19 protein-coding genes are annotated in these 23,912 nt (G+C 68.4%); 12 read left to right on the top strand and 7 right to left on the bottom strand.

Going from position 1 to position 23,912, the window contains the following annotated elements:
* Together AB2U09_RS16020 and AB2U09_RS16015 are read right to left on the bottom strand one after the other, a co-directional pair.
* Positions 1 to 1,020 carry an ABC transporter permease gene (locus AB2U09_RS16020; protein WP_459193731.1) on the bottom strand — a complete coding sequence of 340 codons (1,020 nt, stop codon included), beginning with the start codon at positions 1,018 to 1,020 and terminating at the stop codon, positions 1 to 3.
* Between the two features lie 164 nt (positions 1,021 to 1,184).
* Complete coding sequence (locus AB2U09_RS16015) at positions 1,185 to 3,122, bottom strand: ABC transporter substrate-binding protein (RefSeq protein WP_459193730.1); 1,938 nt, start codon at positions 3,120 to 3,122, stop codon at positions 1,185 to 1,187.
* Between the two features lie 146 nt (positions 3,123 to 3,268).
* Between AB2U09_RS16015 and AB2U09_RS16010 the strand changes: the two genes are divergently transcribed.
* The 8 genes from AB2U09_RS16010 (at position 3,269) to AB2U09_RS15975 (ending at position 12,536) form a co-directional block, all read left to right on the top strand.
* Positions 3,269 to 3,751 carry a DUF7529 family protein gene (locus AB2U09_RS16010; protein WP_459193729.1) on the top strand — a complete coding sequence of 161 codons (483 nt, stop codon included), beginning with the start codon at positions 3,269 to 3,271 and terminating at the stop codon, positions 3,749 to 3,751.
* A complete protein-coding gene (locus tag AB2U09_RS16005; RefSeq protein ID WP_459193728.1) occupies positions 3,748 to 4,749 on the top strand; it encodes a metallophosphoesterase family protein in 1,002 nt (333 codons plus the stop codon). Before AB2U09_RS16010 ends, AB2U09_RS16005 begins: the two co-directional genes overlap by 4 nt.
* Positions 4,750 to 4,916: 167 nt before the next feature.
* Positions 4,917 to 6,077 carry a substrate-binding domain-containing protein gene (locus AB2U09_RS16000; RefSeq protein WP_459193727.1) on the top strand — a complete coding sequence of 387 codons (1,161 nt, stop codon included), beginning with the start codon at positions 4,917 to 4,919 and terminating at the stop codon, positions 6,075 to 6,077.
* A 71-nt stretch (positions 6,078 to 6,148) separates the two neighbouring features.
* On the top strand, positions 6,149 to 7,270 hold the full coding sequence (gene pstC, locus AB2U09_RS15995; RefSeq protein WP_459193726.1) for a phosphate ABC transporter permease subunit PstC: 1,122 nt from the start codon (positions 6,149 to 6,151) through the stop codon (positions 7,268 to 7,270).
* Positions 7,267 to 9,924: a phosphate ABC transporter permease PstA gene (gene pstA / locus AB2U09_RS15990; protein ID WP_459193725.1), complete on the top strand. Its 2,658-nt coding sequence runs from the start codon at positions 7,267 to 7,269 to the stop codon at positions 9,922 to 9,924. The genes pstC and pstA overlap by 4 nt, the downstream gene beginning before the upstream one ends.
* A complete protein-coding gene (gene pstB, locus AB2U09_RS15985; protein ID WP_459193724.1) occupies positions 9,917 to 10,831 on the top strand; it encodes a phosphate ABC transporter ATP-binding protein PstB in 915 nt (304 codons plus the stop codon). The genes pstA and pstB overlap by 8 nt, the downstream gene beginning before the upstream one ends.
* 5 nt (positions 10,832 to 10,836) lie before the next feature.
* Positions 10,837 to 11,508: a phosphate signaling complex protein PhoU gene (gene phoU / locus AB2U09_RS15980; protein ID WP_459193723.1), complete on the top strand. Its 672-nt coding sequence runs from the start codon at positions 10,837 to 10,839 to the stop codon at positions 11,506 to 11,508.
* A complete protein-coding gene (locus AB2U09_RS15975) occupies positions 11,508 to 12,536 on the top strand; it encodes an AbrB/MazE/SpoVT family DNA-binding domain-containing protein (protein ID WP_459193722.1) in 1,029 nt (342 codons plus the stop codon). The genes phoU and AB2U09_RS15975 overlap by 1 nt, the downstream gene beginning before the upstream one ends.
* A 111-nt stretch (positions 12,537 to 12,647) precedes the next feature.
* Here AB2U09_RS15975 and AB2U09_RS15970 read toward each other — a convergent pair whose 3' ends face one another.
* Positions 12,648 to 13,721 carry a halo transducer protein gene (locus AB2U09_RS15970; protein WP_459193721.1) on the bottom strand — a complete coding sequence of 358 codons (1,074 nt, stop codon included), beginning with the start codon at positions 13,719 to 13,721 and terminating at the stop codon, positions 12,648 to 12,650.
* A gap of 430 nt (positions 13,722 to 14,151) precedes the next feature.
* The gene (gene argS, locus AB2U09_RS15965; protein WP_459193720.1) at positions 14,152 to 15,915 is read right to left on the bottom strand and encodes an arginine--tRNA ligase; all 1,764 of its coding nucleotides are present in this window, start codon (positions 15,913 to 15,915) and stop codon (positions 14,152 to 14,154) included.
* Between the two features lie 351 nt (positions 15,916 to 16,266).
* Between argS and AB2U09_RS15960 the strand changes: the two genes are divergently transcribed.
* Positions 16,267 to 17,781: a PKD domain-containing protein gene (locus AB2U09_RS15960; RefSeq protein ID WP_459193719.1), complete on the top strand. Its 1,515-nt coding sequence runs from the start codon at positions 16,267 to 16,269 to the stop codon at positions 17,779 to 17,781.
* 4 nt (positions 17,782 to 17,785) lie between these two features.
* Positions 17,786 to 19,141, top strand: a complete 1,356-nt coding sequence (locus AB2U09_RS15955) for a PGF-CTERM sorting domain-containing protein (protein WP_459193718.1) — start codon at positions 17,786 to 17,788, stop codon at positions 19,139 to 19,141.
* A 135-nt stretch (positions 19,142 to 19,276) separates the two neighbouring features.
* Here the strand turns inward: AB2U09_RS15955 and AB2U09_RS15950 are convergent, their stop codons facing one another.
* The gene (locus AB2U09_RS15950; RefSeq protein WP_459193717.1) at positions 19,277 to 19,945 is read right to left on the bottom strand and encodes an AIM24 family protein; all 669 of its coding nucleotides are present in this window, start codon (positions 19,943 to 19,945) and stop codon (positions 19,277 to 19,279) included.
* A gap of 74 nt (positions 19,946 to 20,019) precedes the next feature.
* Positions 20,020 to 20,823, bottom strand: coding sequence for a MinD/ParA family ATP-binding protein (locus tag AB2U09_RS15945; protein ID WP_459193716.1), 804 nt, complete (start codon positions 20,821 to 20,823; stop codon positions 20,020 to 20,022).
* Positions 20,824 to 20,990: 167 nt separating this feature from the next.
* On the opposite strand from AB2U09_RS15945, the gene prf1 reads away from it, so the two are divergent.
* Positions 20,991 to 22,235 (top strand): peptide chain release factor aRF-1, encoded by a 1,245-nt coding sequence (prf1, locus tag AB2U09_RS15940; RefSeq protein ID WP_459193715.1) that lies wholly within the window; start codon positions 20,991 to 20,993, stop codon positions 22,233 to 22,235.
* A gap of 475 nt (positions 22,236 to 22,710) precedes the next feature.
* On the opposite strand, the gene AB2U09_RS15935 is transcribed toward prf1, so the two are convergent.
* The gene (locus AB2U09_RS15935) at positions 22,711 to 23,103 is read right to left on the bottom strand and encodes a DUF6276 family protein (protein WP_459193714.1); all 393 of its coding nucleotides are present in this window, start codon (positions 23,101 to 23,103) and stop codon (positions 22,711 to 22,713) included.
* Positions 23,104 to 23,214: 111 nt separating this feature from the next.
* Between AB2U09_RS15935 and AB2U09_RS15930 the strand changes: the two genes are divergently transcribed.
* Positions 23,215 to 23,910 carry a hypothetical protein gene (locus AB2U09_RS15930; RefSeq protein ID WP_459193713.1) on the top strand — a complete coding sequence of 232 codons (696 nt, stop codon included), beginning with the start codon at positions 23,215 to 23,217 and terminating at the stop codon, positions 23,908 to 23,910.
* The last annotated feature ends 2 nt before the right edge of the window (positions 23,911 to 23,912 follow it).

Here is a 23,912-nt window from a genome sequence, read left to right as displayed (position 1 = left end):
TCAGGCCCCCTCCAGCGCGACTCGCGGATCGATTAGCGTGTACAGCAGGTCCTGTATCAGGTTGATACCGACGATCATGAGGATGAAGATGTACATGAGTGTGCCCACCAGCGGCAGGTCGCCCTGCATGGCCGCCTGGAAGAACAGCCAGCCGATGCCGTGGATGCCGAAGACCGTCTCGACGAGCACCGACCCGCCGATGAGCAGGAACGCCTCGCTCGTGATGATCGGCACCAGCGGCACGAGCGCGTTCCGGAAGATGTGCTTCCAGACGAGCGCCCGGTCCGAGACGCCCTTGGCCTTCGCCATGTCGACGAAGTCCTCGTTTCGCACTTCCAGCACCGCGGTCCGCCCGATCCGCATCTCGTTGCCCATCGAGGCCGACCCGAGTACCAGCGCGGCGGGCAGTACCTTCTTCGTCGCCGCCAGGAAGCCGTCGACAGTGCCGATGCGGGACATGTCCGGGCTGCCGGAGATAGCCTCGATGGGAACGAGCAGCCCTTCCCAGCTGATCCCGAAGATGGCCTGCGCGCTGCCCAGAAGCGCAAGCAGCATGATCGCCAGCCAGAAGTTCGGCATCGCACGCCAGACGATCCCGCCGAACGAGGCGAAGTAATCGGAGACGGAGTTCGACCGCAACCCGGCGAAAAAGCCCAGCGGCACGCCGATCAGCACCGCGATGAGCACCGACCAGAAGCCCAGCCACAGCGTCCGCGGCAGGAAATCGAGGATGAGCGCGTTGACGCTGGAGCCCTGATAGAGCAGGAACGTCTGCCCGAGGTCGAAGGTGTACAGGTCGGTCAGGTAGCTGACGTAGTGCTCCAGCGGTGGCTGATTGAGCCCGAGTTGCTCCTTGGCAGCGGTGTACGCGTCGGGGTTGCGCGTCTGCCCCTCGCTGAGCAGTCGGGTCGCCGGGTCGATGGGTCCCATGAAGATGACGAACCACGTCAGCGACGTGCCGATCCAGACGACCGGGATCGACAGCAGGAGCCGCTTGCCGAGGTACTTCAGTCGGCTCACGGACGCACCCCTCCGTCAGCCGACGGTCGCTGCCGCTCGCCGTGGTGCCTGCGCCCGCAGGGTCGATCCCACGCGCAATCGTTCGCGTACATGTGATCAGATGGGGGGAGAGCGCGTCCCGGCCGTCCACCCGCGATCGGCCGCGGACGCCCGATACCGAACCGTTACCGATCGAGCGTGACGTCGTCGAACGTCTGGTTCTTCATCACGTCGTACATCTCGACGTTTACCCCGTCGTGCCAAAAGCGCTGGCTATTGGGGTGGAGGAAGGGCAGCTCCTGTACGGACGCCCAGTTCATCTCCTCGACGGTCTGGAAGGCCTCGTTGTGGTCTTCCTCGGTCGTCCCGTCGGCGGCGTAGTTCTCTTCCCACGCGTCCATGGCCGTGTTGCGGTACTCCTCGGTGAAGTGGCTGCCCTCGGCACCCCAGCGGGTGAACTGCGTGCTCGGGCTGTTGCCCCAGAGGAACCGCAGGAAGTTCTGTGGGCCGGGGTACTCCATCCCGTCGCCGAGCCCGAACACGTCCATGTCGCCGGAGAGCGCCTGGCTGATGATCGTCCCGAACTCCGCCTCGGTGATCTCCATGTCGATGTACGCCGACCGGAGCTTGGGCTGGAGCCGGGTGAACACCTGCCGGTAGCCGGACTTGCCGGAGATGGTCGTCGCCGTGATCTCGAAGCGGTTGTCCTCGCCGTAGCCGGCCTCTTCCATGACACTCCGGGCCTCGTCGAGCAGCGTCTCGCCGTAGCCGTAGGGGTAGCCGTCGGCGGCGAAGTCGGTGTTGGAGTTGGCCCCGCTCTCGGCGTGGGCGTCGTAGGCCTCCTCGCCGGACTGGCCGTCCTCGAAGGTCGGGTACGGTGCCGGCGGCGTGATGTGGTAGGCCGGCTTCCCCGTGCCCTTGTAGATGTTCTCGGCGATCTCGTGCTGGTTCATCGCGTAGGCGAACGCCCGCCGCACCGGAAGCGGCACTTCCAGCGTGTTGAAGACGATGTACTCGGTTCGCAGCGCCGGGATCTCGCCGTAGTTGACCTCGTCGCCGTTCTGGAACTGGTAGGTGCCGATCTCGCGGTTGCCCTCGCGCGAGTCGATCGAGACGTTGTCCGGGTTGAACGAGGCTTTCGGCATCCCCTCGAGGATGTCCGCGTTGCCGTTGCGGAAGCGGCTGAGCCGCGTGTTGCCGTCGCCGACGACAGTGAACTTGATCCCGTCGAGTTTGGGACTCTCTCCGTAGTAGTCGTCGAACGCCGAGAGCGTGATGTTGCTGCCCTTGGTCCAGGAGTCGACCTCGAAGGGGCCGACGCCGGCGAAGGTCGGCCCGTCGCCTTCCGTGCTGAAGAACTCGTTGTAGCTGTACTCGCCGTCGTAGCCCTCGATGTCGCCGACCGCACCCTCGGGGAGGACCGCGAACGTGCCGCCCGCGATCTGGAAGAGCGTGTACTGGAACGGGGAGGTCAGCGTCATCTCGAAGGTGTAGTCGTCGACGGCCTCGACCGCGAGCGACTCCGGCACGACGTCGCTGAGCGTCTCCTCGTCGGTCGGCTCGCTCAGGCTCTTGTCCTTCTCGTGGTCGATGGTCATCGTCTCGCCGATGATGTCGTCCCGGTTGCGGGAGTTCTCCGACTCGGCGAGCCGCCGGTACGTGTAGACCACGTCGTCGGCGGTGAGTTCCGTCCCGTCGTGGAACTTCACGCCCTCCCGGAGCGTGAACGTGTAGGTCAGCCCGTCGTCGGAAACGTCGTAGCCCTTCGCGATGGCCGGCTCGGGCGGATACTCCCCGTTCGGGAACTCCATCAGCGACTTGTTGTACTGGTTGTAGCCCGCACCGGACCCCTTCGCGTTGATCGGGTCGAGCGTCTGGACCGACCCCGTCGCCATCATCTGGAGCGTCCCACCGGCGCCCCCTTCGTTTCCGCTCGAGTCCGACCCGTCCGTTTCGCCGTCTCCACCGTCTCCACTGCCGTCTCCATCGCCGCCGGCGCTTCCCTCGGTCCCGTCGCCGTCTGTCGGCGTCGAGGTGTCGTTGCCGGTACAGCCGGCGAGCGCGGCGGCCGCGCCGGCCCCCGCAGCAGTGAGGAAGCGTCGTCGGGTCTGTTTCTCTGGCATCGGTGGAACCGTTCGATGGAACGCAGATATAGGTTATGAAACGGTTTATGGATAGTTATACACGCCACTTTTCGATATATAGTGGGAACAATAGGCCAGAACTGCGCATCCGGAACAGCCATGTGTCGCTGGACGGAGGATGTGATATGGCCGCTGACACGGACGAACCTTCGGCGTGGAGTCGGACGTTACGTGAAGCCAACGAGATGGGCGAGCGGCTCCGCGAGGACGGCTGGGAGGTCGTGACCGTCCGCGCAGGTCACCTCGCCGCGGTCACCCCCGACAGCGGCGACACCGACCGCTTCGGGCTGGTGTACGTCGCCCCCGACAGCGTCGCCGAGTCGCTGCCGGCCGCCGTCGCCGAGGCCGAGTTCGACCGCTCGGCCGCGTTCCGACAGCGGGTCGGGACCGACTTCTTCCTACTCACGCGCGTGGAAGACACCGACGAACGGGTCGCCGTGTTGCTCGTCGGCGCGCTCGATCTGAGCCGGTCGGAACCGGACGAACTCGCGACCCTGGCCCGCGAGCGAGGCCACCTCTTCTCGCACGTCGAACTGCTGGACGGGACCCACCTCGCAACCGTCCGCCACGACCACCCCGCTGACTTCCTGCCGGAGGAGGGACGATGAGCCCCGCAAACGGCGGTGACGGCGACGGCGCACCCCGCGAGGACGGCCCGGGAACGGTCCTCGCGCACCTCGACCGACCGGCCGGCGAGCGCACACGGATCGCCGTCGTCGCCGACCCGCACGTCTCGACGCGGGCCGAGGGCACGTCGAAGCTGTTCGAACTGACCCGCGAGCACCTCGAAGCCGCCGTCGCGGACATCGAGACCCGCGACGTCGACGCGGTGCTGTCGCCGGGCGACCTGACCAAGGACGGGGAGCGCTGGAACTACGAGGCCGTCGACGAGATAGTCGCCGACCTCGACGTGCCGTTTTTCGCCGTTCCCGGTAACCACGACGTGCCCAAGGAGCGCGACGAACACGAGACGCCCGGGCTCGGTCGGTTCGTCGAGCAGTACACGCCCGAGGATCCGGTTTCACGCGGTCCGGACGGTCTCTCGTTCCGGACGCGCGTCGGCGGGCTGGACGTGTTCGGCCTCAACAGCTCCGGCACGGCCGAGCGGTTGTTCGATTCCCACGAGGGCCACGTCGAGGCGCGCCAGCGCGAGTGGCTGGCCGACGAACTGGAGACGGCCGAGACGCCCGTCGTGCTCGTCCACCACAACCTCCCCGCGATCACCGAGCAACTCGATGCCCACCGCGAGCACGTCGAACCCGAGTTCGCCGACATCCCGGCGATGGCCGATCCGGAGCCGTTCGTCGACACGCTCGCCGCGGGCGACGTGGAACTCGTGCTGGCCGGCCACTACCACATCCCGACGACCGGCGTCTCCGAGGGGGTCCGCGAGGTGACCGTCCCGACGACCTGCTCGTTCCCGCAGTCGTACCTCCTCGCGGACGTGACGCCCGCGGGAACGACGGTCCGGCTGGTCCCCGTCGCCGACGACCTGGGACTCGAAACCGCCCACGCGCGGCGGGTCGGCGACTCGCCGACGGCCCGCGGGCTGACCTCCGTCGCCGCCGCGCGGCTGGCCGCGTTCCCGCTGGTCGACGACCGCTGACCCGAACGGGGCTTCCACCCCGCGTCTCCGTCCCCGACAGTAGGTCTACATAGCACTCCCTACCGTGGGGTGACAACCGTTCGCAACGCCACCCGACAGTACGGATGTGGGAGTGGCCATACCCCTATTATAAACCCGTTTAGTGACCTCCCATCTCCGTTCAGGTGATGACGCACGATTCGGAGCGTCCGGCAGACGGCGTAACGCGGCGAAAGTTCTTGCTCACATCCGGCGCGATCGGGGCGGCGGGACTGGCCGGCTGTACCGGCGGTGACGACTCGACCGAGACGCCCGAACCCGAGGACGAAGGGGACGGCTCCTCCGATGGGAGCTCCTCGGACTCGACACCGTCGCCGACGCCGTCGTCGACCGAGACCGCGAGCGGGGAGGGGAGTTCCGGACCGCTCGAGGCAGGCGGCTCCTCGACGGTCTATCCGATCGCGCAGACGGCGGGTTCGTACTGGAACGGGAACCGCCCGGCCAGCGACACCGAGTACTGGCCCCACGGCGAGTACGACATCGACACGGAGAAGAACCTCGCCGACTACTGGGGCGGCCTCTACGGCTTCGAGGGGTCCGACGGGAACGCGCCGTTCGCGGTCACCGTCGCGCTCTCCCACTCCGGGACCGGCGTCGAGAAGGTGATGAACGGCCAGCACGACATCGGTAACGCCTCGGGGAACGTCGAAGACGAGCTCCCCGACCGCGACTCCTACGAGAAGTTCATCGACCACGTGGTCGGCGTCGACGGCCAGCCGATCGTGGTCTCCAGCGAGATCGCCGACGCCGGCGTCACCGGCGTCACCGGCCAGCAGCTCAAGGACCTCTACAAGGGCCGCATCACCAACTGGAGCGAACTCGGCGGTCCGGACCGAGAGATCCAGGTGCTCGGGCGCGTGAAGGGGTCGGGGACGCGGACGTCGTTCGTCAGCAACGTCTTCGGTGACCCCGAGGCGGAGACTACCGTCGCCAACCGCTACGGCCAGAACCAGCGCCTCGCGCAGGCGATCTCCCAGGCCGACAACGCGATCAGCTACCTCGCGCTAGCCTTCCTCGACACCGACGGCGTCACGCCCATCTCCCTCGAGTGGGAGGGCACGACGTACAGCTACCAGGACGACGAGAACGGGCTGGACTCCAAGGAGTACCCGCTGTCGCGTGACCTGCACATGTACACGTGGGACGGCACGTCGATGAAGGAAGCCGCCTTCATCAACATGATCCTCCACGACTTCGGGCAGGAAACGTTCGTGGCCCCCAACGACTACTTCACGCTGAACAAGCGTCGCAAGGAAGAGCAGTTGGCCAAGCTGCCCGACCAGGTGTAGCCGGCGTACCACGAGGTGACACGTCCGCGGTTTCCGATCGCACGCAGATCCTATTGAATTACTGAAATTAGATGATACGAGAAATTCGAACGGCAGGTGAACAACTGCTCCTCGGCGAGGAGCGAAGTGGTGGCGAGCCCCTCGTCGTGGCGGTGCTCGGGTTCCTGCTCGCGGCGCTCGTGGCGGTGTTCCTCGCCAGACCGGGACTGGTGGTCCCGCTGTTGCTGGCGCTGATCGTCGCGACCGCCGTGGGCTGGGTGACGTACCAGGCCGTCGTCGCGCGCTTGCTCACGCTGGTGGCGACCGTCTCGACGGTGCTGACGGTCGCATTCATCACGTACTTCCTCTTCGTGAGCGCGCTCCCGGCGTTCCTCGAACACGGCGCGGGACTGTTCGTCGTTCCCGCCGAGAACGGGCGTGCGCGGTGGTTCTTCGGGCTCGAGACGGTCCTGCCCGCTAGCGAGTCGTTCTGGAACCCGTCCGGTGGCGCCTACTCGCTCCTGCCGACCATCTGGGCGACAGTCATCGTGACGATCATCGCCGGCTCGGTCGCTGTCCCGCTGGGGCTGTTCGGCGCGCTGTTCATCGCCGAGGTCGCCAGCGACGGCGTGCGCGGGGTCGTCAAACCCGGGGTGGAAGTGCTCGCCGGCATCCCCTCGATCGTCTACGGGTTCATCGGCTTTCAGGTACTCAACGGCTTCATTCAGAACGCCTTCCTCGACGACGGGGCGAGCTTCCTCATCGCCGGCGTCGTCGTGGGGGTCATGGCGCTGCCGACGGTCGTCTCGGTCGCCGAGGACGCCCTGTCGAGCGTCCCCGGTTCGATGCGCGACGGCTCGATCGCCATGGGCGCGACGCAGTGGCAGACGATGAAGAGCATCTCGATCCCGGCGGCGTTCTCGGGAATCTCCGCGGCGGTGATCCTCGGGCTCGGCCGAGCGATCGGCGAGACGATGGCCGTCGCGGCGATCATGGCCGCGGGTGTCGGCCTGGCCGACCCGCTGTACGACGTCTTCGACGCCAGCGCGACGCTGACGAGCCTGATCGCCACCCAGTACGGAAGCGCCTCCGAGAGCACGCTCGACGTCCTGTTCGTCGCCGGCGTCATCCTGTTCGTCATCGTCGCCGGGATGAGCGTCGTCTCGCAGGCCGTCGAGCGCCGAATGAAACGCAAACTGAAGGGTGGCCGATGAGCGAGGCCTTCGAGACCGGCGCACACGCGTCGCTGGTCAGCGACGAGTCGAGCCGCTACGACCGCGGCCTCGATGGCATCGTCGCGTTGGGCGTGCTGAGCTTCGCCCTCGGACTGATCTCATTGATCCAGCTGATCCCCCTCGACGCCAGTGGAGGGGCACTCGGCGAGTCACTGCTCGTCTTCCTGGCCGTCGTGGTCGGCGCCGTCGGCGCAGTCGGTCTCGCGTCGCAGCTCGGCGTCGTTCCCGTCACCTCCGACCGCGTCCGAGGCATCGCCTCCGGCCTGATCGTCGGCGCGCTCGCTCTGACGGTCGTCGCCTACGCCGCCCCGATCACCTTCGCGACGCTGCTCGGCGTGGTCATGCTCGTGGAAGCGGCCGGAGTCGCCGCCGCCGGCGTCGCCTCGCGCACGGGCGCGGTCGACACCTCACCCGACGCGTCGGCGGGGCTGCTAGCCGGCTTCGCCTTCGGCGCGGCCGGTCTGTTCCTCGGCGCCGCCATCGGCGGGACGCTCGTCGGGTTCGACACGCCGCTGTGGCGGGTCGTCGCCGTCGGAACGGGGCTACTGTTCTGGGCCGTGACCGTGTTCCCGCGCGAGGACATCGGCTCGACGCTGCCACCGGCGCTGATCGTCGGCGCGCTCGGACTGACGGTCACGACGGCGGTGCTCGGCGTCGGCTGGGAGTGGAACCCCGATACCCTCTCGGGCGGGTTCACCGGCGGCGCCGTCGTCCCGCTGTTCGTCCTCTTCGGCGCGATCCTCGCCTCCTGGGCGGCCGCGAAGAGCCGCGCCGGCTTCGGCGCGCGCGGTCGCCAGTACGGCGCGTTCCTCGTGATCGACCTCGTGGCCGTCATGACGGTGAGCGCGATGGTCGCCATCGTGGTGTTCGTCACGCTCAAGGGGGTCGGGTACGCCTTCCACGACCTCCGGATCGGCGCGCTCGCAGTACTCGTCGCGCTCGTTCCGGTGCTCATGGCCGCAGTCCGGATCGCCGCGACGCCCAGCGGCCGCGAGTCGTGGCACGGGGGCGTTCGGCTCCTCGCGCGCGTCGCCCCGCTGTCGGCTGTCGGCGCCCTCGCGGTGGTGCTGGTCGGTACCCTGGTTACCGGTGATGCGCTGCGCTACCCCTACACGTACACCGTCCAGGTGAACCGCGAGTCGGTCGTCCTCGACACCTCAGTCGCCGTGACCCCCGAGCCGGCAGTCGGTTCGCTGCTGCTCGTCATCTCGGGCGGGCTCACGTTCGCGTACTTCTACCGACGGTACGGTTCGCTGCGTAACGTCGGGACGCCGTCGGCGTTCGCCGACCGGCTCGATCGAGCGACCCCCGCAGCGCTCGCCGCCCTCGCCGTCCTTACGGGATTGTTCGTCCTCGCTGGTCCGTCGCCGTTCGGCCTCCCGCTGGGCGCAACCCTCGGTCTGGCGGCCGTCGCGGCCGCCGCCCTGGGCGGGCTCGCGCTGACAATCGTGGCCCTGTCGGCCGTCGTGAGCGGCGACGGCGACCCCGCAGCGCGCGCCCAGTCGGCCGCGCCGCTGGTCGTTCGGGGCGTGTTCGGTGGGCTCGGACTGTTGCTCGGCGCGACGGTTCTCCAGGCGGCGAGCGGGGCCGTCCCCATGCTCGGATCGGGAGCGCTCGTTCCGATGGTCACCCTGACCGCAGCGGCGGCCTGCGGGGTGCTCGCGCTCGCCGTCGGTGGACGGCGGCGGTCGGTGGAAGACGGCATCACCCGTCGGCTGCTGGGCGAGGAAGCGACGCTCGGGCTGGCGGGGACGGCCGGGTTCGCCGCGCTCGCGGGGCTCCACGTCTGGCTCGTCGGCTCGTCGTTCGGCGTCCTCGGCCTGACGATCAGCGCCGACGGCACGCTCTCGTGGCCGATGACCATGCAGGCGTACATCCCGCTGGGCGCCGAACCCGGCGGGATCATGCCGGCGGTCGTCGGGACCATCTGGTTGGTCGGCGGGTCGACGCTGTTCGCGGTGCCGCTGGGCGTCGGTGCGGCCGTCTTCCTCACCGAATACGCCGAGCAGGGCGCGTTCACCGGCGTCGTCGAGGTGGCGACCAACGCGCTGTGGAGCACGCCGAGCGTCGTCTTCGGACTCTTCGGCGCCGCCTTCCTCATCCCGCGGCTGGGCGGAGACACCTCGCTGCTGGCCGGGATGTTCGTGCTCGGGTTCATGCTGCTCCCGCTGGTGCTCATCACCAGTCGGGAGGCGATCCTCGCGGTCCCCGACGAGTTCCGCGACGCCAGCGCCGCGCTGGGGGCGACCCAGTGGCAGACGATCCGCAGCGTCGTCCTGCCGGCGTCGATGCCGGGGATCATCACCGGCGGTATCCTCGGCGTCGGCCGCGTCGCCGGCGAGACGGCACCGCTCATCCTCGTGCTTGGCTCGACGCTCAACGCGACCGAGTCCGTTCACGTCCTCGGCGGGTTCCGGTTCGTCCCGCACCCGCCGTTCGTCGCCAACCCGGAGCTGCTGTCGGCCTCGGCGTCGCTGCCGACGCAGGTGTGGGCAGTCATCGCCGCCGGCGTCAGCGGATCGCCGTCGATGGGATGGGCGAGCGCGTTCGTCCTGCTGATGGTCGTCCTCAGCTTCTACGCCTTCGGTATCACCGCGCGCAACTACTTCAGAGACAAGATCAACTATGAGTAAGACGACGAGCGACCCGACCGACGCATCGAGCGACCGACCGACCGGGGAGACGACCGTCGCCGGCGAGACGGACGAGGAGACCCGTCCGGAGTGGACTACATTCAGCTTCGACCGCGAGACGAAACTCGCCGTCGAGGACCTGAACGTCTACTACGGCGACGACCACGCGCTGAAGGGCGTCTCGATGGACGTCCCCGAGGAGAGCGTCACCGCGCTGATCGGGCCGTCGGGCTGTGGCAAGTCGACGTTCCTGCGCTCGCTCAACCGCATGAACGACCGCATCAAGGCCGCGCGCGTCGAGGGGTCGGTCGAACTCGACGGGACGGAGATCTACGACCCCAACGCCAACCGCGTCGAGCTCCGCAAACGCATCGGGATGGTGTTCCAGTCGCCCAACCCCTTCCCGAAGTCCATCCGCGACAACGTCTCCTACGGCCCGCGCAAGCACGGCGACATCGACACGGGACTGCTCGCTCGACTGACCGGCCGCGACGACACCGAAGAGGAGGAAGCGCTCGTCGAGCGCTCGCTCAAGCAGGCCGCGCTGTGGGACGAGGTGAAAGACCGGTTGGACGACAACGCGCTCGGGCTGTCGGGCGGTCAGCAACAGCGGCTGTGTATCGCCCGCTGTCTCGCGGTCGACCCCGAGGTCATCCTCATGGACGAACCGGCGAGCGCGCTGGACCCAGTCGCTACCTCGAAGATCGAGGACCTCATCGAAGACCTGGCCGAGGACTACACGGTCGTCGTCGTCACGCACAACATGCAGCAGGCCGCGCGCATCTCTGACCAGACCGCCGTGTTCCTCACCGGCGGCGAACTCGTCGAGTACGACGACACCGAGAAGATCTTCGAGAACCCCGAGAGCCAGCGCGTCGAGGACTACGTCAGCGGGAAGTTCGGGTGACCCCCGTGGCGCGCGACGGCTACCAGACGGCGCTCGCCGACCTACGGACCGACGTGCTCGGCCTCGGCGCGGACGTCGTCGCACAGCTCGACGATGGGCTGACCGCGCTCGAGAGCGGCGACGAGACGATCGCTCGCGACGTGATCGACGGCGACGACGCGATCAACGACCGCTACCTCGACCTGGAAGGTGACTGCGTCGACCTGCTGGCCCTCCAGCAACCGGTCGCCTCCGACCTGCGCTTCGTCGCCGCCTCGTTCAAGATCCTCACCGACCTCGAACGCGTCGGCGACCTGGCGACCAACCTCGCCCGCTACTCGCTGTCGGCCGACCGCGGGACCGACGAGGTGGACGTGCAGGCCATCGGTGCGGACGCGCGAAACCAGCTCGAAGCGGCCCTCAGCGCCTACGAGCGGGAAGACGCCGACGCCTGTCACGCGGTGGCCGCTCGCGACGACGACCTCGACGCGCTCTGTCAGCGCGCGAGCGAGCGGGTCGTCCGCGACCTCCTCGAACGGGAGGCCGGCGACGACTCGTGGGCGGTCGAGCGGGTGCTCGACGACGTCTCTCGGCTGTTGCTGACGCTCCGCGACCTCGAACGCGTCGGCGACCACGCCGTCAACGTGGCCGCGCGGACGCTGTACATGCTGGAAAACGACCCGGAGTTGCTCTACTGATGCAGACGCGCAAGCTTCAGCAGGTCGGCGGCGGGACGTACACGGTGTCGATCCCCAAAGAGTGGGCGAACGAGCACCACCTCGAAGCGGGGATGGAGCTGTACCTCTCGACGCACATCGACGACTCCATCGTCGTCCGCGCCGCCGAGAAAGACGTCGACGAACTGGGAACCGCAACCGTCGAGATCCGCGGCGAGGACCCGGCGCTCGTCCGGCGAGCGCTCCGGGCCGCCCACGCCGCCGGGTTCGAGACGGTGACGCTGGACCCCGCCGACGCGTTCACGGACCGCCAGCGCCGGGTCGCCCGCGAGGTCGTCCGCGACCTCGTCGGGACCGACCTGCTGGTCGAGTCGACTGAGGAGATCACTGTCCAGCACCTGCTGGACGCGGCGAACGTCTCCGTCAGGCAGTCGGTGGTCCAGCTGCAGTACACCGCGCTCTCCATCCACCGCGCCGCGACCGACGCGCTCGTCGATGGCGACGCCGAGGCGTACGACCGACTCCGCACGCGCGCGGACGAGGCCGACCGGTTCTCGCGGATGGTCACCCGCCACCTCGCCCGGTCGCTCGTCTCCCTCGAAGAGATCGACCGCCTCGGGCTGACGCGGGCGATGCTGTTCGACTACTACGTGACCGCCCGCCGGCTGGAGACCGTCGCTCGACAGGGCGTCGGCGTCGCTCGTGCCGCTCGACGCCTGCCCGATCCCCTCCCGGACGAAGTCGCCGAGAGCGTCCGCGACGCCGCCACGGCCGCCCGCGACGTCGTCGACGACGCCACGACTGCGGTCCTCGACGAGGAGGACGACGTGCGCGAAACCGACGCGCTGGCGCGCTACGACGACGCGACCGTCGAGATCGAAGCCATCGAAGAGGCGCTGTTGGACGGCGCGACCGACCCCTTCGATCGGTCGACCGCCGCGACCGTGGCGCTCGCACGCGCGCTCGATCACCTCACGCGAACGGCCGACGCCGGCGTCGCCGTCGCCGACGTGGCCGCTCGCGCCGCGATCCGCGCCGAAAACAGCTGAGTCGTCCCCGCTGACGACGTGAATCGGTCCCGTTCCCGCTGACGAATCGGCTCCGTTTCGCCGACGCCTCCACGTTTTCGCCGTCCCATCCCCGCTCCGCCGTTCTCGCGGCTATTCCATCGAGTCGGCGCCGCTCCGGCGCTCCTCCAGCGCCCGCTGGACGGCACCCCACTCGACCGGCGGGGCGAGCGCGTCGAGGTCCCGCTCGAACCCGTCGATGCGGTCGCCGTACCGGTCGCGCCACGCGGGCGTCGCGAGGCCGTCGAGTCGGTCTGTGAGCCCCGCCCGGCGCTCGTCGACGTCGTCGAGGCGCGCTTCGAGGTCGGCAAGGCCGTTCCCGGACTCGCCGTCGGCCTCGTCCTCCCGGTCCGCCAACGTCTGGAGGTCGTCGAGTTCGGCACGGAGGTCGGCGACGGTGAGGTCGATCACCCGGACGCGGAGCGTCGCGTCGAACCAGGCGCGGGCGGAGGTCGCGTCGACGTCCGTCTCGTCGTCCGCCGTTTCGTCGGCCAGATCGTCGACGGCCGCCGCGAGGTCGTCGAGCGACGAGGCGAGCGCGTCGACATCCTCCTCGAGGGACGCGACGCGGGCCTCGTGGCTGCCGAGCCAGCGCTCGAACGCCTCGAGGTCGAACTGGAGGTCGTCGGCCTCGCGCTGGACCGACCGCGAGCGGTTCTCTATCCGGCGGATGCCGTCGGCGACGGCGAAGCGAGTCTCGGGGCCGGTGCGGTCGGCGACCACGGACTGGAGGGAATCGCCCAGAGCCGCGGCGCGGTCCTCGACGGCCGACACCTCGGCCTCGAAACGGTCGATGCGGGAAGCGACCGCGGGGACGTCGGCGACCGACTCGGCGGCCTCGCGCGCGTCGTCGAGCGCGATACGCGCGAGTTCGGTCCGCGTCTCGGCCGTGGTAACGAGTTTCGAGGTGGACTTCAGCGTCTCCTCGACCGCCTCCGCGCTGACGACGCCGTCGTCCGCGACGTACTCCAGCGCGGCCCGGACCGTCTCCGGGTCGCGGTCGCACTCGCGAGCGACGACCCGCTCGGTCGCTTTGTCGAGCGAGAGTCCGTCAAGCGACCCGGCGGCGGCTTCCTCGCCGTCGGCCGCCCCTGCGTGTTCGTCGCCTCCCGCGTCCGCGTCGCTGGTCTCGTCGGTCGCGCCGGCGTCGTGAGTGCTGTCGGTCATAGTGAGGGCGAGGCGCGGCGGTCGGATCGGCCGCGCCGGTTGGCCGTCGCTACCCGGTCGGCGGGGAAGACGGTGACTAAGTTCACTATATCGACGTGCGGATCGGTACGTATCCCTATATAGAAAAACGGCGGCGACCACAGCGGTCGCAACCGGTTCACCGTCCCGACGACCGCGGAGACCGGACTCCCGACCGGCACCACCTATTAGTCCGTTCGCCCCGAATTCTCGGCGATGTCAGGACGCTCGGCGACCGCAGATCGATCCGGTGACGCGTCGGAGGACGACAGATGAGCGCCGGCGACATCGGCGACGATCCCGTCCCCGACTGGTGGGTCTTCGTCTTTCTCGTACTCGCGCTCGCGACGCTCGCCGGTGTTCTGCTCGCGCTCGGGAGTCTCTGAGCGACCGAAACGGGTCTGTCTTCGGCCTACATTGAGTCCGGAGCGGCGACGCCGAGCAGGTGCAGGGCGTTGCCGACCGTCTCGCGGGCAGCGGCCACGAGCGCGAGGCGCGCGCGGCGGGTCTCCTCGTCGTCGGCGGTCAGGACCGGACACTCGCGGTAGAAGGCGTTGAACTGCTCCGCGAAGGTGCGAGTGTAGGTGGCGACGCGGTGCGGTTCCAGTTCCTCGGCGGCCTCCTCGACGACCGCGGGGAAGCGCGCGATGGTCCGGAGGAGGTCGCGTTCGGCCTCGGTGTCGAGGACGTCGGGGTCGACGGAATCGGCGGGTTCGAGCCCTTCGCCGGCGGCCTCGTCGAGGATACCACATGCGCGCGCGTGAACGTACTGGACGTACGGGGCCGACTGTGCCTCGAAGTCGAGGGCGCGCTCCCACTCGAAGGTGATCGACTTGGTGGGCTGTTTCGAGACGATGTCGTAGCGGACGGCGCCGATGCCGACCTGGTGGGCGATGCGCTCGATGTCCTCCTCGTCGAGGTCGTCGTCGCGGATGCGGTCGTCGAGGCGGTCCTCGACTTCGGCGCGAGCGCGCTCGACGGCCTCGTCCAGCAGGTCGTCGAGGTCGATGCCGGTCCCCTCGCGGGTGCTCATCCCCTCGCCGCCGGGGAGGTTCACCCACGAGTAGAACACCTGATCGAGGTCGTCGGTCTCGTGGTCGAGGAGTTCGAGCGTCCGGCGCAGTTGCTCGAAGGTGAGCTGGTGGTCCTCGCCGATGACGGTGACTGCGCGGTCGTAGTTCTCGAACTTCCACTCGTGGTGGGCGATGTCGCGGGTCGTGTACAGCGTCGTGCCGTCCGAGCGCAGGAAGACGAGGTTCTTCTCAAGCCCGAATTCCGAGAGGTCGAGTTGCCAGGCGTCCTCCTCGTAGACCGCCTCGTCGAGTTCCTTCAGGCGCTCGACGACGTCGTCGGTCGAGCCGTCGCGCATGAACCGCGTCTCCTTGACGAACTCGTCGAACGCGGCGGGCAGGCGGTCGAGCGTCTCGGTCATCCCGGCGAGGACCTGGTCGACGACCTGCGCGACCCGCTCGTAGGTCTCCTCGTCGTCGGCTTCCAGGCCCTGCATGATGGCCTCGATCTCGGCCTCGGCCTCCTCGACGGCCTCGGGGTCACCGTCTTCGAGGAACGCGTTGCCCTTGCGGTAGTAGCGGACGAGTTCGTAGTCGGCCTTCTCCCGTTCGGGTTCGGGCAGGTCGTCCTCGTCGAAGGTCTCGTAGGCCCAGGTGAACACGGCGACCTGGCGGCCGGCGTCGTTGACGTAGTAGTGGGTGTCGACGTCGTAGCCCGCGAAATCGAGGACGCGGACGACGGCGTCGCCGACGATGGGGTTGCGGGCGCGGCCGACGTGGACCGGGCCAGTCGGGTTGGCGCTCGTGTGCTCGACGACGACCGAGGTGTCGCGGTCGGGCAGGCGGCCGTACTCCGCGGACTGACCCTCCTCGACGGTCTCGGCGAGGTACCGGTCGGTCGGGTAGAAGTTGAGGTACGGGCCCTGCGTGTCGACGCGTCCGAGGTAGTCGTAGCCTTCGGGGTCGATCTCGGCCGCGACGTCGGCGGCGACCTTCGGGGGCGGGGCGCCCACCTCGTTCGCCAGCCGGAACGCGACGCTGGAGGCGACGGCCGCGTCGACGTCGTCCGGCGGGCGCTCGATGCCCAGGTCAGCGGTCGGCAGGTCGAGGGCACCCAGGGCCGCTTCGAGGGCCTCCTCGACCTCCGCGCGCAGGGAGAGATACATACCTCCCGGTTTTCGAGCGGCGGATATAGGGATAACGAACTTCCCGGCCGGGACCGGGCCGCCGATCGAAACACCCCGGGAAAACACCGCAGCTGGCTCGTGACAGGCGCGGAAGCGGTCGTTTAACGCACGTTATACGGCGTGTTCTCGCTCGGAAGCGACCCATAACAATACGTCGAAGTTTCGAACGCGCAGTCAGTCAATGAGGGCACAAGTAGCGAGTAACGTAGGGTTACGTACCGACCAGACGGGACGTACCACGCACGTTCACCGAGCGGACGACCCCGCCGACGGCGATCCCGCGCGAGCGGGGAGTGCCACCCGGGCCGAATCGGAGGCACGGGGGTACTGATGACGTCCTCGCTGGCAAAGATCGGAGCCCTGGCAATCGTGACGGCGCTCGTCCTGAGTCTCCTCGTGAGCGGGACGACCGTCGCGGCCCCGGGCGCCGGAAACGAGTCTGGCGGTGACGAGACGTTCGCCGTCCAGCAGGGCGACAGCTGTTACGAGACGCGCGCGCTGGGCGACGGGTCGAAGACGGTCGAGTCGTTTTACAACTACAGCGTCGAGCACGACTGGAGCTCCGAGGGGACCCGGCACCTCCAGGAGGACCAGGTGAGCAACCTCTTCGTCTACTACGGCGCGGAGGGGTACAGCCTGGTCTTTCTCCACGACGAGTACGGCACCGGGAGCTACGCGAGCACGATCTCGATGACGGTCTCCGGGCTCCCCGAATCCGGCGAGTGGGCCGTCGAAGACGACCAGTACTCCGGGCGCGACGACAACTTCGACCACTACGGGACCCGGAGCGAGATCGACTGGATGTGGGCGCCGCAACGAACTGACGGCGGCGCCTTCCGCGGACTGACGGCTGAGGGAGACACCTACGTCACGATCGAGCCAAGGTTCAACGAGGACGCGGACTACTGGGGCGACTGGGCCTTCTCCGAGGGCAACCACCGGATCGAGTCGTGGCAGTTCCTCGGCCCGGACGGCTCGACGGCCTCCACGCTCGACATGGACCAGAACGTCACCGTCGCCACCGGCGAGTGCGACCGGACGGCCCCCGCGGCGTCGCTGTCGGCGAATTCGACCGACGTCGAGGTCAACGAGTCGGTCTCCTTCGACGCGAGCGCGTCGAGCGACGACCGAGCGGTCGCCGAGTACCGCTGGGACTTCGACGGGGACGGCACCGTCGACCGGACTACCGACAGCGCGACCGCGACCGCGAGCTACGACGCGAGCGGCGAGTACGACGCGACCGTGACTGTCGTCGACGAGTTCGGCAACACCGACACCGCGAGCGTCGCGGTGAGCGTGACGGAAGCGACCACCGAACCGCCGCCGGCCGAGTTGACCGTCTCCGACGTGGAACCCACCGACGCCGGGACCGAAGTCACGGTTCCGCTGTCGCTGACGAACGACGGCGAGGCGCAGGCGTTCACGCTCGACGTGGACGCGCCCGAGTCGTTCTCGGTGACGAGCCAGTCCTCCGACGGCGGGACGTGGAACGCCGAGGAGACGAGATGGGAGTGGGAGACCGTCGGCACCGGCGAGACCGTCCAGCCGTCGGTGACCCTCGCGGTCCCCGAGGACGCCAGCGGCAACTACACGGTCGCGGCGACGGCCATCGCGGCCGACACGGCGGTCGCCAACGGCACCGGAACGGTCCCGGTCAACGAGTGCCAGTCCCTCTCGGAGGCGATCGACGAGAATGACGACGGCCGTATCGGCGACTCGGAGATCCTCACGGCGAACGAGTACTGGCGAACCGGCGAGCAAGTACCGGGCACCTGCGGGAAGACGGTCGACGACTCCGCGGTGCTCGAACTGACCGAGATGTGGCGCAACGAGACGCAGGTCTGAACCAATGGTGAACACCAACACACTGTCGATCCGAAGTGGAGTCGTCCTCGCGATAGTCGCCGTCGTCGTCGTGTCGATGACGGTCGCAGCGGAACCGGCCGGCGTGACGGTCGACGGCCCCGACACGACGGAGCCGGGCCAGACCGTCGAGATATCGTACTCGGTGACCAACACCGGGGGCAACGACAGCGCGTACATCCTGAACGCCACGTTGCCCGACGGCTGGGAGGTCGTCAACCACACCGACGACGGAGCCACCTGGAAGGCCAGTGAATACAAGTGGCTGTGGCAGACGATCTCGCCGGACGAGACCGTCGAGTCGTCGCTGACGGTCAAAGTGCCCGATAGCGCCGACGGCGACTACAGTCTGCGCGCCACCGTGATGGACGACACCGGCGTTCGTGACACCACGGCGACAGGGATTTCGGTCGACGCCTCGACCCCCACGCCGACGCCGTCACCAACACCGTCGCCGACGCCGTCACCGACGCCCACTCCCACGCCGACCCCAACTGTGACGCCGACTCCGACGCCCACGCCGACCCCGACTGCGACGCCAACGCCGTCGCCCACGCCGACTCCGACGGCGACGCCCACGGCGACTCCGACCCCGACCCCGACCGACACGCCGACGCCCACGCCTACGCCGTCACCCACCCCAACGCCGACGGCGACGCCAACCCCGACCCCGACCGACACGCCGACGCCCACCCCAACCCCGACGCCGAACGAGACCACGCCGAACGAGACGGCGACGCCGACGCCAACGCCGACGGCGACGCCCACCCCGACGGAGTCGTCTGACTCCGACGATTCATCGGATTCCGACGATTCCTCGGACTCGGGCGGTTCGTCGGGCGGGACGTGGAGCTCCGGCGGCTCGTCGGGCTGGGACGACACGCCGACGCCCACCCCGACGCCGACCGCCACGCCGAACGCGACTGCCACGCCCAACGGAACGACCACGCCGAACGCGACGGCCACCCCGAACGGAACGGCCACGCCGAACGGGACTGCCACGCCCACGCCGAACGAGACGGCGACGCCCAGCGACGGCGACTCGGGGCAGAACGACACGACGCCGACGGTCTCACCGACGCCGACGGAGACGCCGGAGCCCACCGAGACGACGGGCGCCGCGACGCCGACCGCGACGCAGACGTCGACGCCCGAACTGAACGCCGCCCAGTCGCCGGCGGACGCCTCGACGGACGCCCAGTCGGCCGCGGAGAACTCGACCGACTGGGTCGTCCAGAGTCCGACGACCGACGAGGACGGCCCCGGGTTCGGACCCCTGGCCGTCGTCGCGGCGCTGGTCGGGCTGAGCGGCCTGGCCCGGTTCAGACGCCGACGGAACTGAACGCAGCGTAGCCCGCACGGTCTCACGCCGGGAAACCGGCGTGCTCCCGATCGCTGCCGCTCGGACGCTTCGGCCTTCTCGAAAAAATCACGCGGAAACGGACTTTCTCCGGCGGCTGTTGCTACGGATGACCGGTCACTGCATGCCGGGGCCTTCCTCGTAGGGCTGGACGACGACGAAGCCCTCCGCCCCGGAGAAGTCGAGCTGGTAGGTCTCGCCGGAGGACTGCCCGATCGCGTCGCTGAGACTCCGGTCGGTGTTGATGCTCGGCGAGAGGTTGCTGCTCCACGCGACGGTCGCGTCGGGGTCGGTCCGGACCGGCGGCTCCAGCACCAGCGGGTCTCCGTGGGTGGTGATCGCGACCGTGCCCGGCCCGGAGAGGAAGACGTTCGTGAGCCCGGCGGCCGACGCGCCGCCGATGCTGCCGATCGTCCCGATCTCGTAGTCGACGCCGCCCTCGAAGGCGAGGACGTCCTCGCCGTTGACCGAGATGGACTCCCCGTCGTCGAGCCGGAGGAGCTGGATCTTCTTCTCGCGGTCGGCCACGTAGACGTGGCCCTGCCCCTCGACTTCCATCACGGGCGTCCCCTCGCTGGTCGCCTTCTCCTTGATGAAGCCGGTGAGTCCGCCCTCGGCGGAGGACTTGCCGGTGAAGGAGAGATCGCCGGTGTAGGCGACCATCGCGCCGGCCTTGGTGAGGACGGTGCCGTCCACGTCGATGTCGAGTAGCTTGCTGTTCTCCAGTTCGAAGCGCTCGGCGCCCTCGTCGGGGGCGTTCGCGCTGACGAATTCGTCGAGTTCCATGGACCAATCCAGAGCCGCGATGCGACTCTACCCACGGTATCGAGCGCCCCTGTCAAATAAGTGGCTGCTCGGCGTCAGCCGAAGAGACCGAACCGGCCGCCGGAGTCGTCGTCATCGTCTTCCTCTTCTTCGTCGACGAACCAGCCCGGCTCGACGGCGGTCTCGATCTCGTCGATCTCGACGCCCTCGAAGAAGACGCCGATCAGCCGCTCGGTGAGCTGACGGTAGGCCTCGGCGGCGGCGCTGTCGGGGGCGTTGAGGACGAGCGGCTCCTCGGCAGTCGCCTCGATGTCGTCGGGGACGACGGCGAACAGTTTCGAGTCGAAGCGGTCGGCGATGGCCTCCACGTCCGTCTCGGTGGTCGTCCGGTTGAGGACGGTGCCGATGACCTCGCCGTCGACGCGGTCGGCGAGTTCTGCCGTCTTGATGGCGTCGCCGACCGCGACGTCGTCGGGCGTCGTGATGAGGACGACGCCGTCGGCGAGGCCGAGCGGAACGGTCGTCTCGTGGCTCAGCCCGGCGCCGGTGTCGATGAGGACTACGTCGTAGGCGTTGCGCAGCGTCTTGATGACCTTGCTGAGTTTCGCGGGGTCGGCGTCGGCGAACGCTTCGAGGCTCTGTTCGCCGGGGACGATGGTGATGCCGCCCTGTACGTCGGTCAGCGCGTCGCTGACGGTTCGGCCGCCGGCGAGGATCTCGTGGATGCTGGTCTCCGGTTCGACACCGAGCATCGCACCGAGGTTCGCCATCCCCAGGTCCGCGTCGACGACGACGACGTCGTAGCCGTCCTGTTCCATGGCCGCCGCGACGTTGACCGCCGTCGTGGTCTTGCCGACCCCTCCTTTACCGCCGGCAACGGTACACACGTAGCCCGCCATTGGTACGTCCAAGAGACGGGTCCCACATAAACCCGCCGTCCGCTCGCCCGCCCAGTTGTATCGGACGATCCGCCACGTCGTCCGTCCACGTCGGGTGGTCGACCGGGGCCAGCCCCCGCCCCGACAGGTCAACACTTACTTACCGTCCAGCGCCCGAAACATGGACAATGAGTGAGCAACAGGAACAGTCGGACAAACAGAAATACGAGTTCCGCAAGGTCATCGAGGAACTCAAGGGGTACAGCGGATCGGGGACGCAACTGGTCTCCATCTACATCCCCGAGGACCGCCAGATCAGCAGCGTCGTCGCTCACGTCACCCAGGAGCACAGCGAAGCGTCGAACATCAAGTCCAAGGACACCCGCACGGCCGTCCAGGACGCGCTGACCTCGATCAAGGACCGACTGCGCTACTACGACACCTTCCCGCCGGAGAACGGGATGGTCGTCTTCTCCGGCGCCATTGACACCGGCGGCGGCCGCTCGGAGATGGTCACCCGCACGCTGGAGAGCCCGCCCCAGCCCATCGAGTCGTTCCGCTATCACTGCGATTCGGACTTCCTGACCGAGCCGCTGGAGGAGATGCTGGCCGACAAGGGCCTGTTCGGCCTCATCGTCCTCGACCGTCGGGAGGCCAACGTCGGCTGGCTCCGCGGCAAGCGCGTCGAGCCAGTCAAGTCCGCCTCGTCGCTCGTCCCCGGCAAGCAGCGAAAGGGTGGTCAGTCCGCACAGCGATTCGCCCGCCTGCGCCTCGAGGCCATCGACAACTTCTATCAGGAAGTCGCGGGAATGGCGAACGACCTCTTCGTCGAGGACCGCCACGACATGAACGGCATCCTCGTCGGCGGCCCCTCCCCGACGAAAGACGAGTTCCTCGACGGCGATTACCTCCACCACGAGCTCGGCGACATGGTCCTCGGGAAGTTCGACGTCTCCTACACCGACGAGTCGGGGCTGTACGACCTCGTCGACGCCGCCCAGGACGTCCTCGACGAGCACGAGATGCTCCAGGACAAGAAGTACATGGAGCAGTTCTTCGACGAGCTCCACGACGGCGATCTGGCGACCTACGGGTTCGGTCCCACCCGCGAGAACCTCAACATGGGCGCCGTCGAGACGCTGCTGCTCAGCGAGGACCTCCGCCAGGACGTGGCCATCTACGACTGCCCCAACGGCCACACCGAGCGGGAGCTGCTCGGACAGAGCGAGAGCCTCGACGACGACCGGGCCTGCGACCGCTGCGGCGAGCCGATGGAGGGCGAACGCACCGACGCCATCGACCACCTCATGGAGCTGGCCGACCAGCGCGGCACCGAGACGTACTTCGTCTCCACCGACTTCGAGAAGGGCGAACAGCTCCTCTCGGCGTTCGGCGGCATCGCCGGCATCCTCCGCTACTCCACCGGCGTCTAATCGCACTCGACGCTCCCGTTGCTCCGTTTTCGCGTCCTCACTCGACCAGTAGCGGTGAATTCGACACCCGATAGGGCGCGCCTCTTTACGGCGAGATCGGCCGTGCCTGTCGGACTGGAATCGCTCCGGTAGCACCGCTGGTCGGAGCAGAAGTCACGACGGGTTCATCGCGGGCGCACCGATCGGTCGCACTCGCGGACTGTGAAGTAGGGAGAGAGAGTGTCGCCGGCGTACCCGGGAGGCGGGGGGAGAGTGCCTCCGTCGGGCCACCACCGGCGACGCGAATTGGGTGCTGGTGGTTAGGGGGGGATTGGGGGGAGACGACGACGGGTCCTAAGTGTCGTCGCGGCGGCACCTGGCATCGATGCCGCAATCGATCTTATCGTCCCCGGGTGTAAATGCGGTGTACCTAACAGAGTAGGGATCCGGGGCAAACGGACGAGTATCGGGATCTATTCGCACGACTGCGAAGGGATCACAGCAGCTGTTCGAGCTGTCGGCGACGGGTTCGCAGGTCGGCCGCGGCGTCGATTTCGGGGTCGTCCGCGAGGCGGTCGAGCGCGAGGAGCGGGTCGGTCCCCGCGCGCTCGACGTGTTCGAGCAGCGTCGAGATCTCCGATCGATTGGTCGCCAGCGAGGGAACTAGCCCGACCATGAGAACGAACGGGAGCGCCGCGTCCGGGTTCGAGGGGATCGCGTCGCTGATCGCGCCGAAGTCGGGTCGCTCCGCGGGCGGGTCCGCCGCCGGGCGGAGCCGCAGGCAGCGGGTGCAGATCTCCGCCCCGCTGCCCTCGCCGGGGAGGTGATCGCGGTACTCGGCGGGCACGGCGAACGCGAGCGTCTGCGCGCCGCAGTCGGGACAGGTCACGTCCGTTCCTGCGCGCGGGTCGAACTAAACGGTGCCGGCGTGCGTACCGTTTCGAACGGACAGAGAACCGTAGACGAACGACTTTTGCCGATACCGTCGAAACGCCGACGCATGGGTCGCGGGGAACTGATCGCGGTCGGTCTGGTCGTACTGCTCGCAGGATGTGGCGCGCTCCCGTTCTCAGGGGGATCGACGACACCTACCGCGGAGTCGCCGGCGCCGTCGAGTCCAAGTCCGGCTCCGACGGTATCGGAGACGCCTTCGACGACGGACGCCACGGGCCCGAGCGCGACGGTTCCGGGTCAGACGCAGACCACGACTGCGGTCGGGGATCGACGGCTCTCGGACCCCGGCCGTCCGCAGCTCAGCCGCGGTGACGTCGGCGAGGAGTACGAGCTCGTCGGCTCAGTTCGAACTGGTGAAACGAATCTGAGCGAAAGCGAGCGCAGCGCGGGAATGACCAACCTCACCCGCCGGACGTTCCGCTACAACGGAACCGGCGACCGGCCTTTCCTCCTCGTCACAGAGGTTTCCCTCTACAGGAACGGGTCGGCGGCGAGGGGCGCGCTCGCTGACCGTGCGGCGGAGTACGAACGCAAGGGAGCGACGGTGAACGAAACCGCCGTCTCGGGCGGGACGACGGTCACCGTCGTCGAGGTGACGACCGACGGTGGATCCAGCGGCGTCATCGCGCTCGCTCGGGTCGACAATGCCCTGCTGACCTCACAGACGTTCAGCACCGAGGGCTACTACCGGGATCGGACCATCCGGCTAGTTCTGGAGATGGCTGGACGGGCCGGAGCCTGACG

It is taken from the genome of Halosimplex yunnanense (assembly GCF_054504345.1).
This window is presented reverse-complemented; position numbering and strand designations above follow the sequence as displayed.

What these genes read in the sequence shown, in the direction of transcription:
- AB2U09_RS16015 (WP_459193730.1), bottom strand. Translation starts at nt 3,122, where the DNA reads ATGCCAGAGAAACAGACCCGACGACGCTTCCTCACTGCTGCGGGGGCC.
- AB2U09_RS16010 (WP_459193729.1), top strand. Translation starts at nt 3,269, where the DNA reads ATGGCCGCTGACACGGACGAACCTTCGGCGTGGAGTCGGACGTTACGT.
- AB2U09_RS16005 (WP_459193728.1), top strand. Translation starts at nt 3,748, where the DNA reads ATGAGCCCCGCAAACGGCGGTGACGGCGACGGCGCACCCCGCGAGGAC.
- AB2U09_RS16000 (WP_459193727.1), top strand. Translation starts at nt 4,917, where the DNA reads ATGACGCACGATTCGGAGCGTCCGGCAGACGGCGTAACGCGGCGAAAG.
- pstC (WP_459193726.1), top strand. Translation starts at nt 6,149, where the DNA reads ATGATACGAGAAATTCGAACGGCAGGTGAACAACTGCTCCTCGGCGAG.
- pstA (WP_459193725.1), top strand. Translation starts at nt 7,267, where the DNA reads ATGAGCGAGGCCTTCGAGACCGGCGCACACGCGTCGCTGGTCAGCGAC.
- pstB (WP_459193724.1), top strand. Translation starts at nt 9,917, where the DNA reads ATGAGTAAGACGACGAGCGACCCGACCGACGCATCGAGCGACCGACCG.
- AB2U09_RS15975 (WP_459193722.1), top strand. Translation starts at nt 11,508, where the DNA reads ATGCAGACGCGCAAGCTTCAGCAGGTCGGCGGCGGGACGTACACGGTG.
- AB2U09_RS15970 (WP_459193721.1), bottom strand. Translation starts at nt 13,721, where the DNA reads ATGACCGACAGCACTCACGACGCCGGCGCGACCGACGAGACCAGCGAC.
- argS (WP_459193720.1), bottom strand. Translation starts at nt 15,915, where the DNA reads ATGTATCTCTCCCTGCGCGCGGAGGTCGAGGAGGCCCTCGAAGCGGCC.
- AB2U09_RS15960 (WP_459193719.1), top strand. Translation starts at nt 16,267, where the DNA reads ATGACGTCCTCGCTGGCAAAGATCGGAGCCCTGGCAATCGTGACGGCG.
- AB2U09_RS15955 (WP_459193718.1), top strand. Translation starts at nt 17,786, where the DNA reads ATGGTGAACACCAACACACTGTCGATCCGAAGTGGAGTCGTCCTCGCG.
- AB2U09_RS15950 (WP_459193717.1), bottom strand. Translation starts at nt 19,945, where the DNA reads ATGGAACTCGACGAATTCGTCAGCGCGAACGCCCCCGACGAGGGCGCC.
- AB2U09_RS15945 (WP_459193716.1), bottom strand. Translation starts at nt 20,823, where the DNA reads ATGGCGGGCTACGTGTGTACCGTTGCCGGCGGTAAAGGAGGGGTCGGC.
- prf1 (WP_459193715.1), top strand. Translation starts at nt 20,991, where the DNA reads ATGAGTGAGCAACAGGAACAGTCGGACAAACAGAAATACGAGTTCCGC.
- AB2U09_RS15930 (WP_459193713.1), top strand. Translation starts at nt 23,215, where the DNA reads ATGGGTCGCGGGGAACTGATCGCGGTCGGTCTGGTCGTACTGCTCGCA.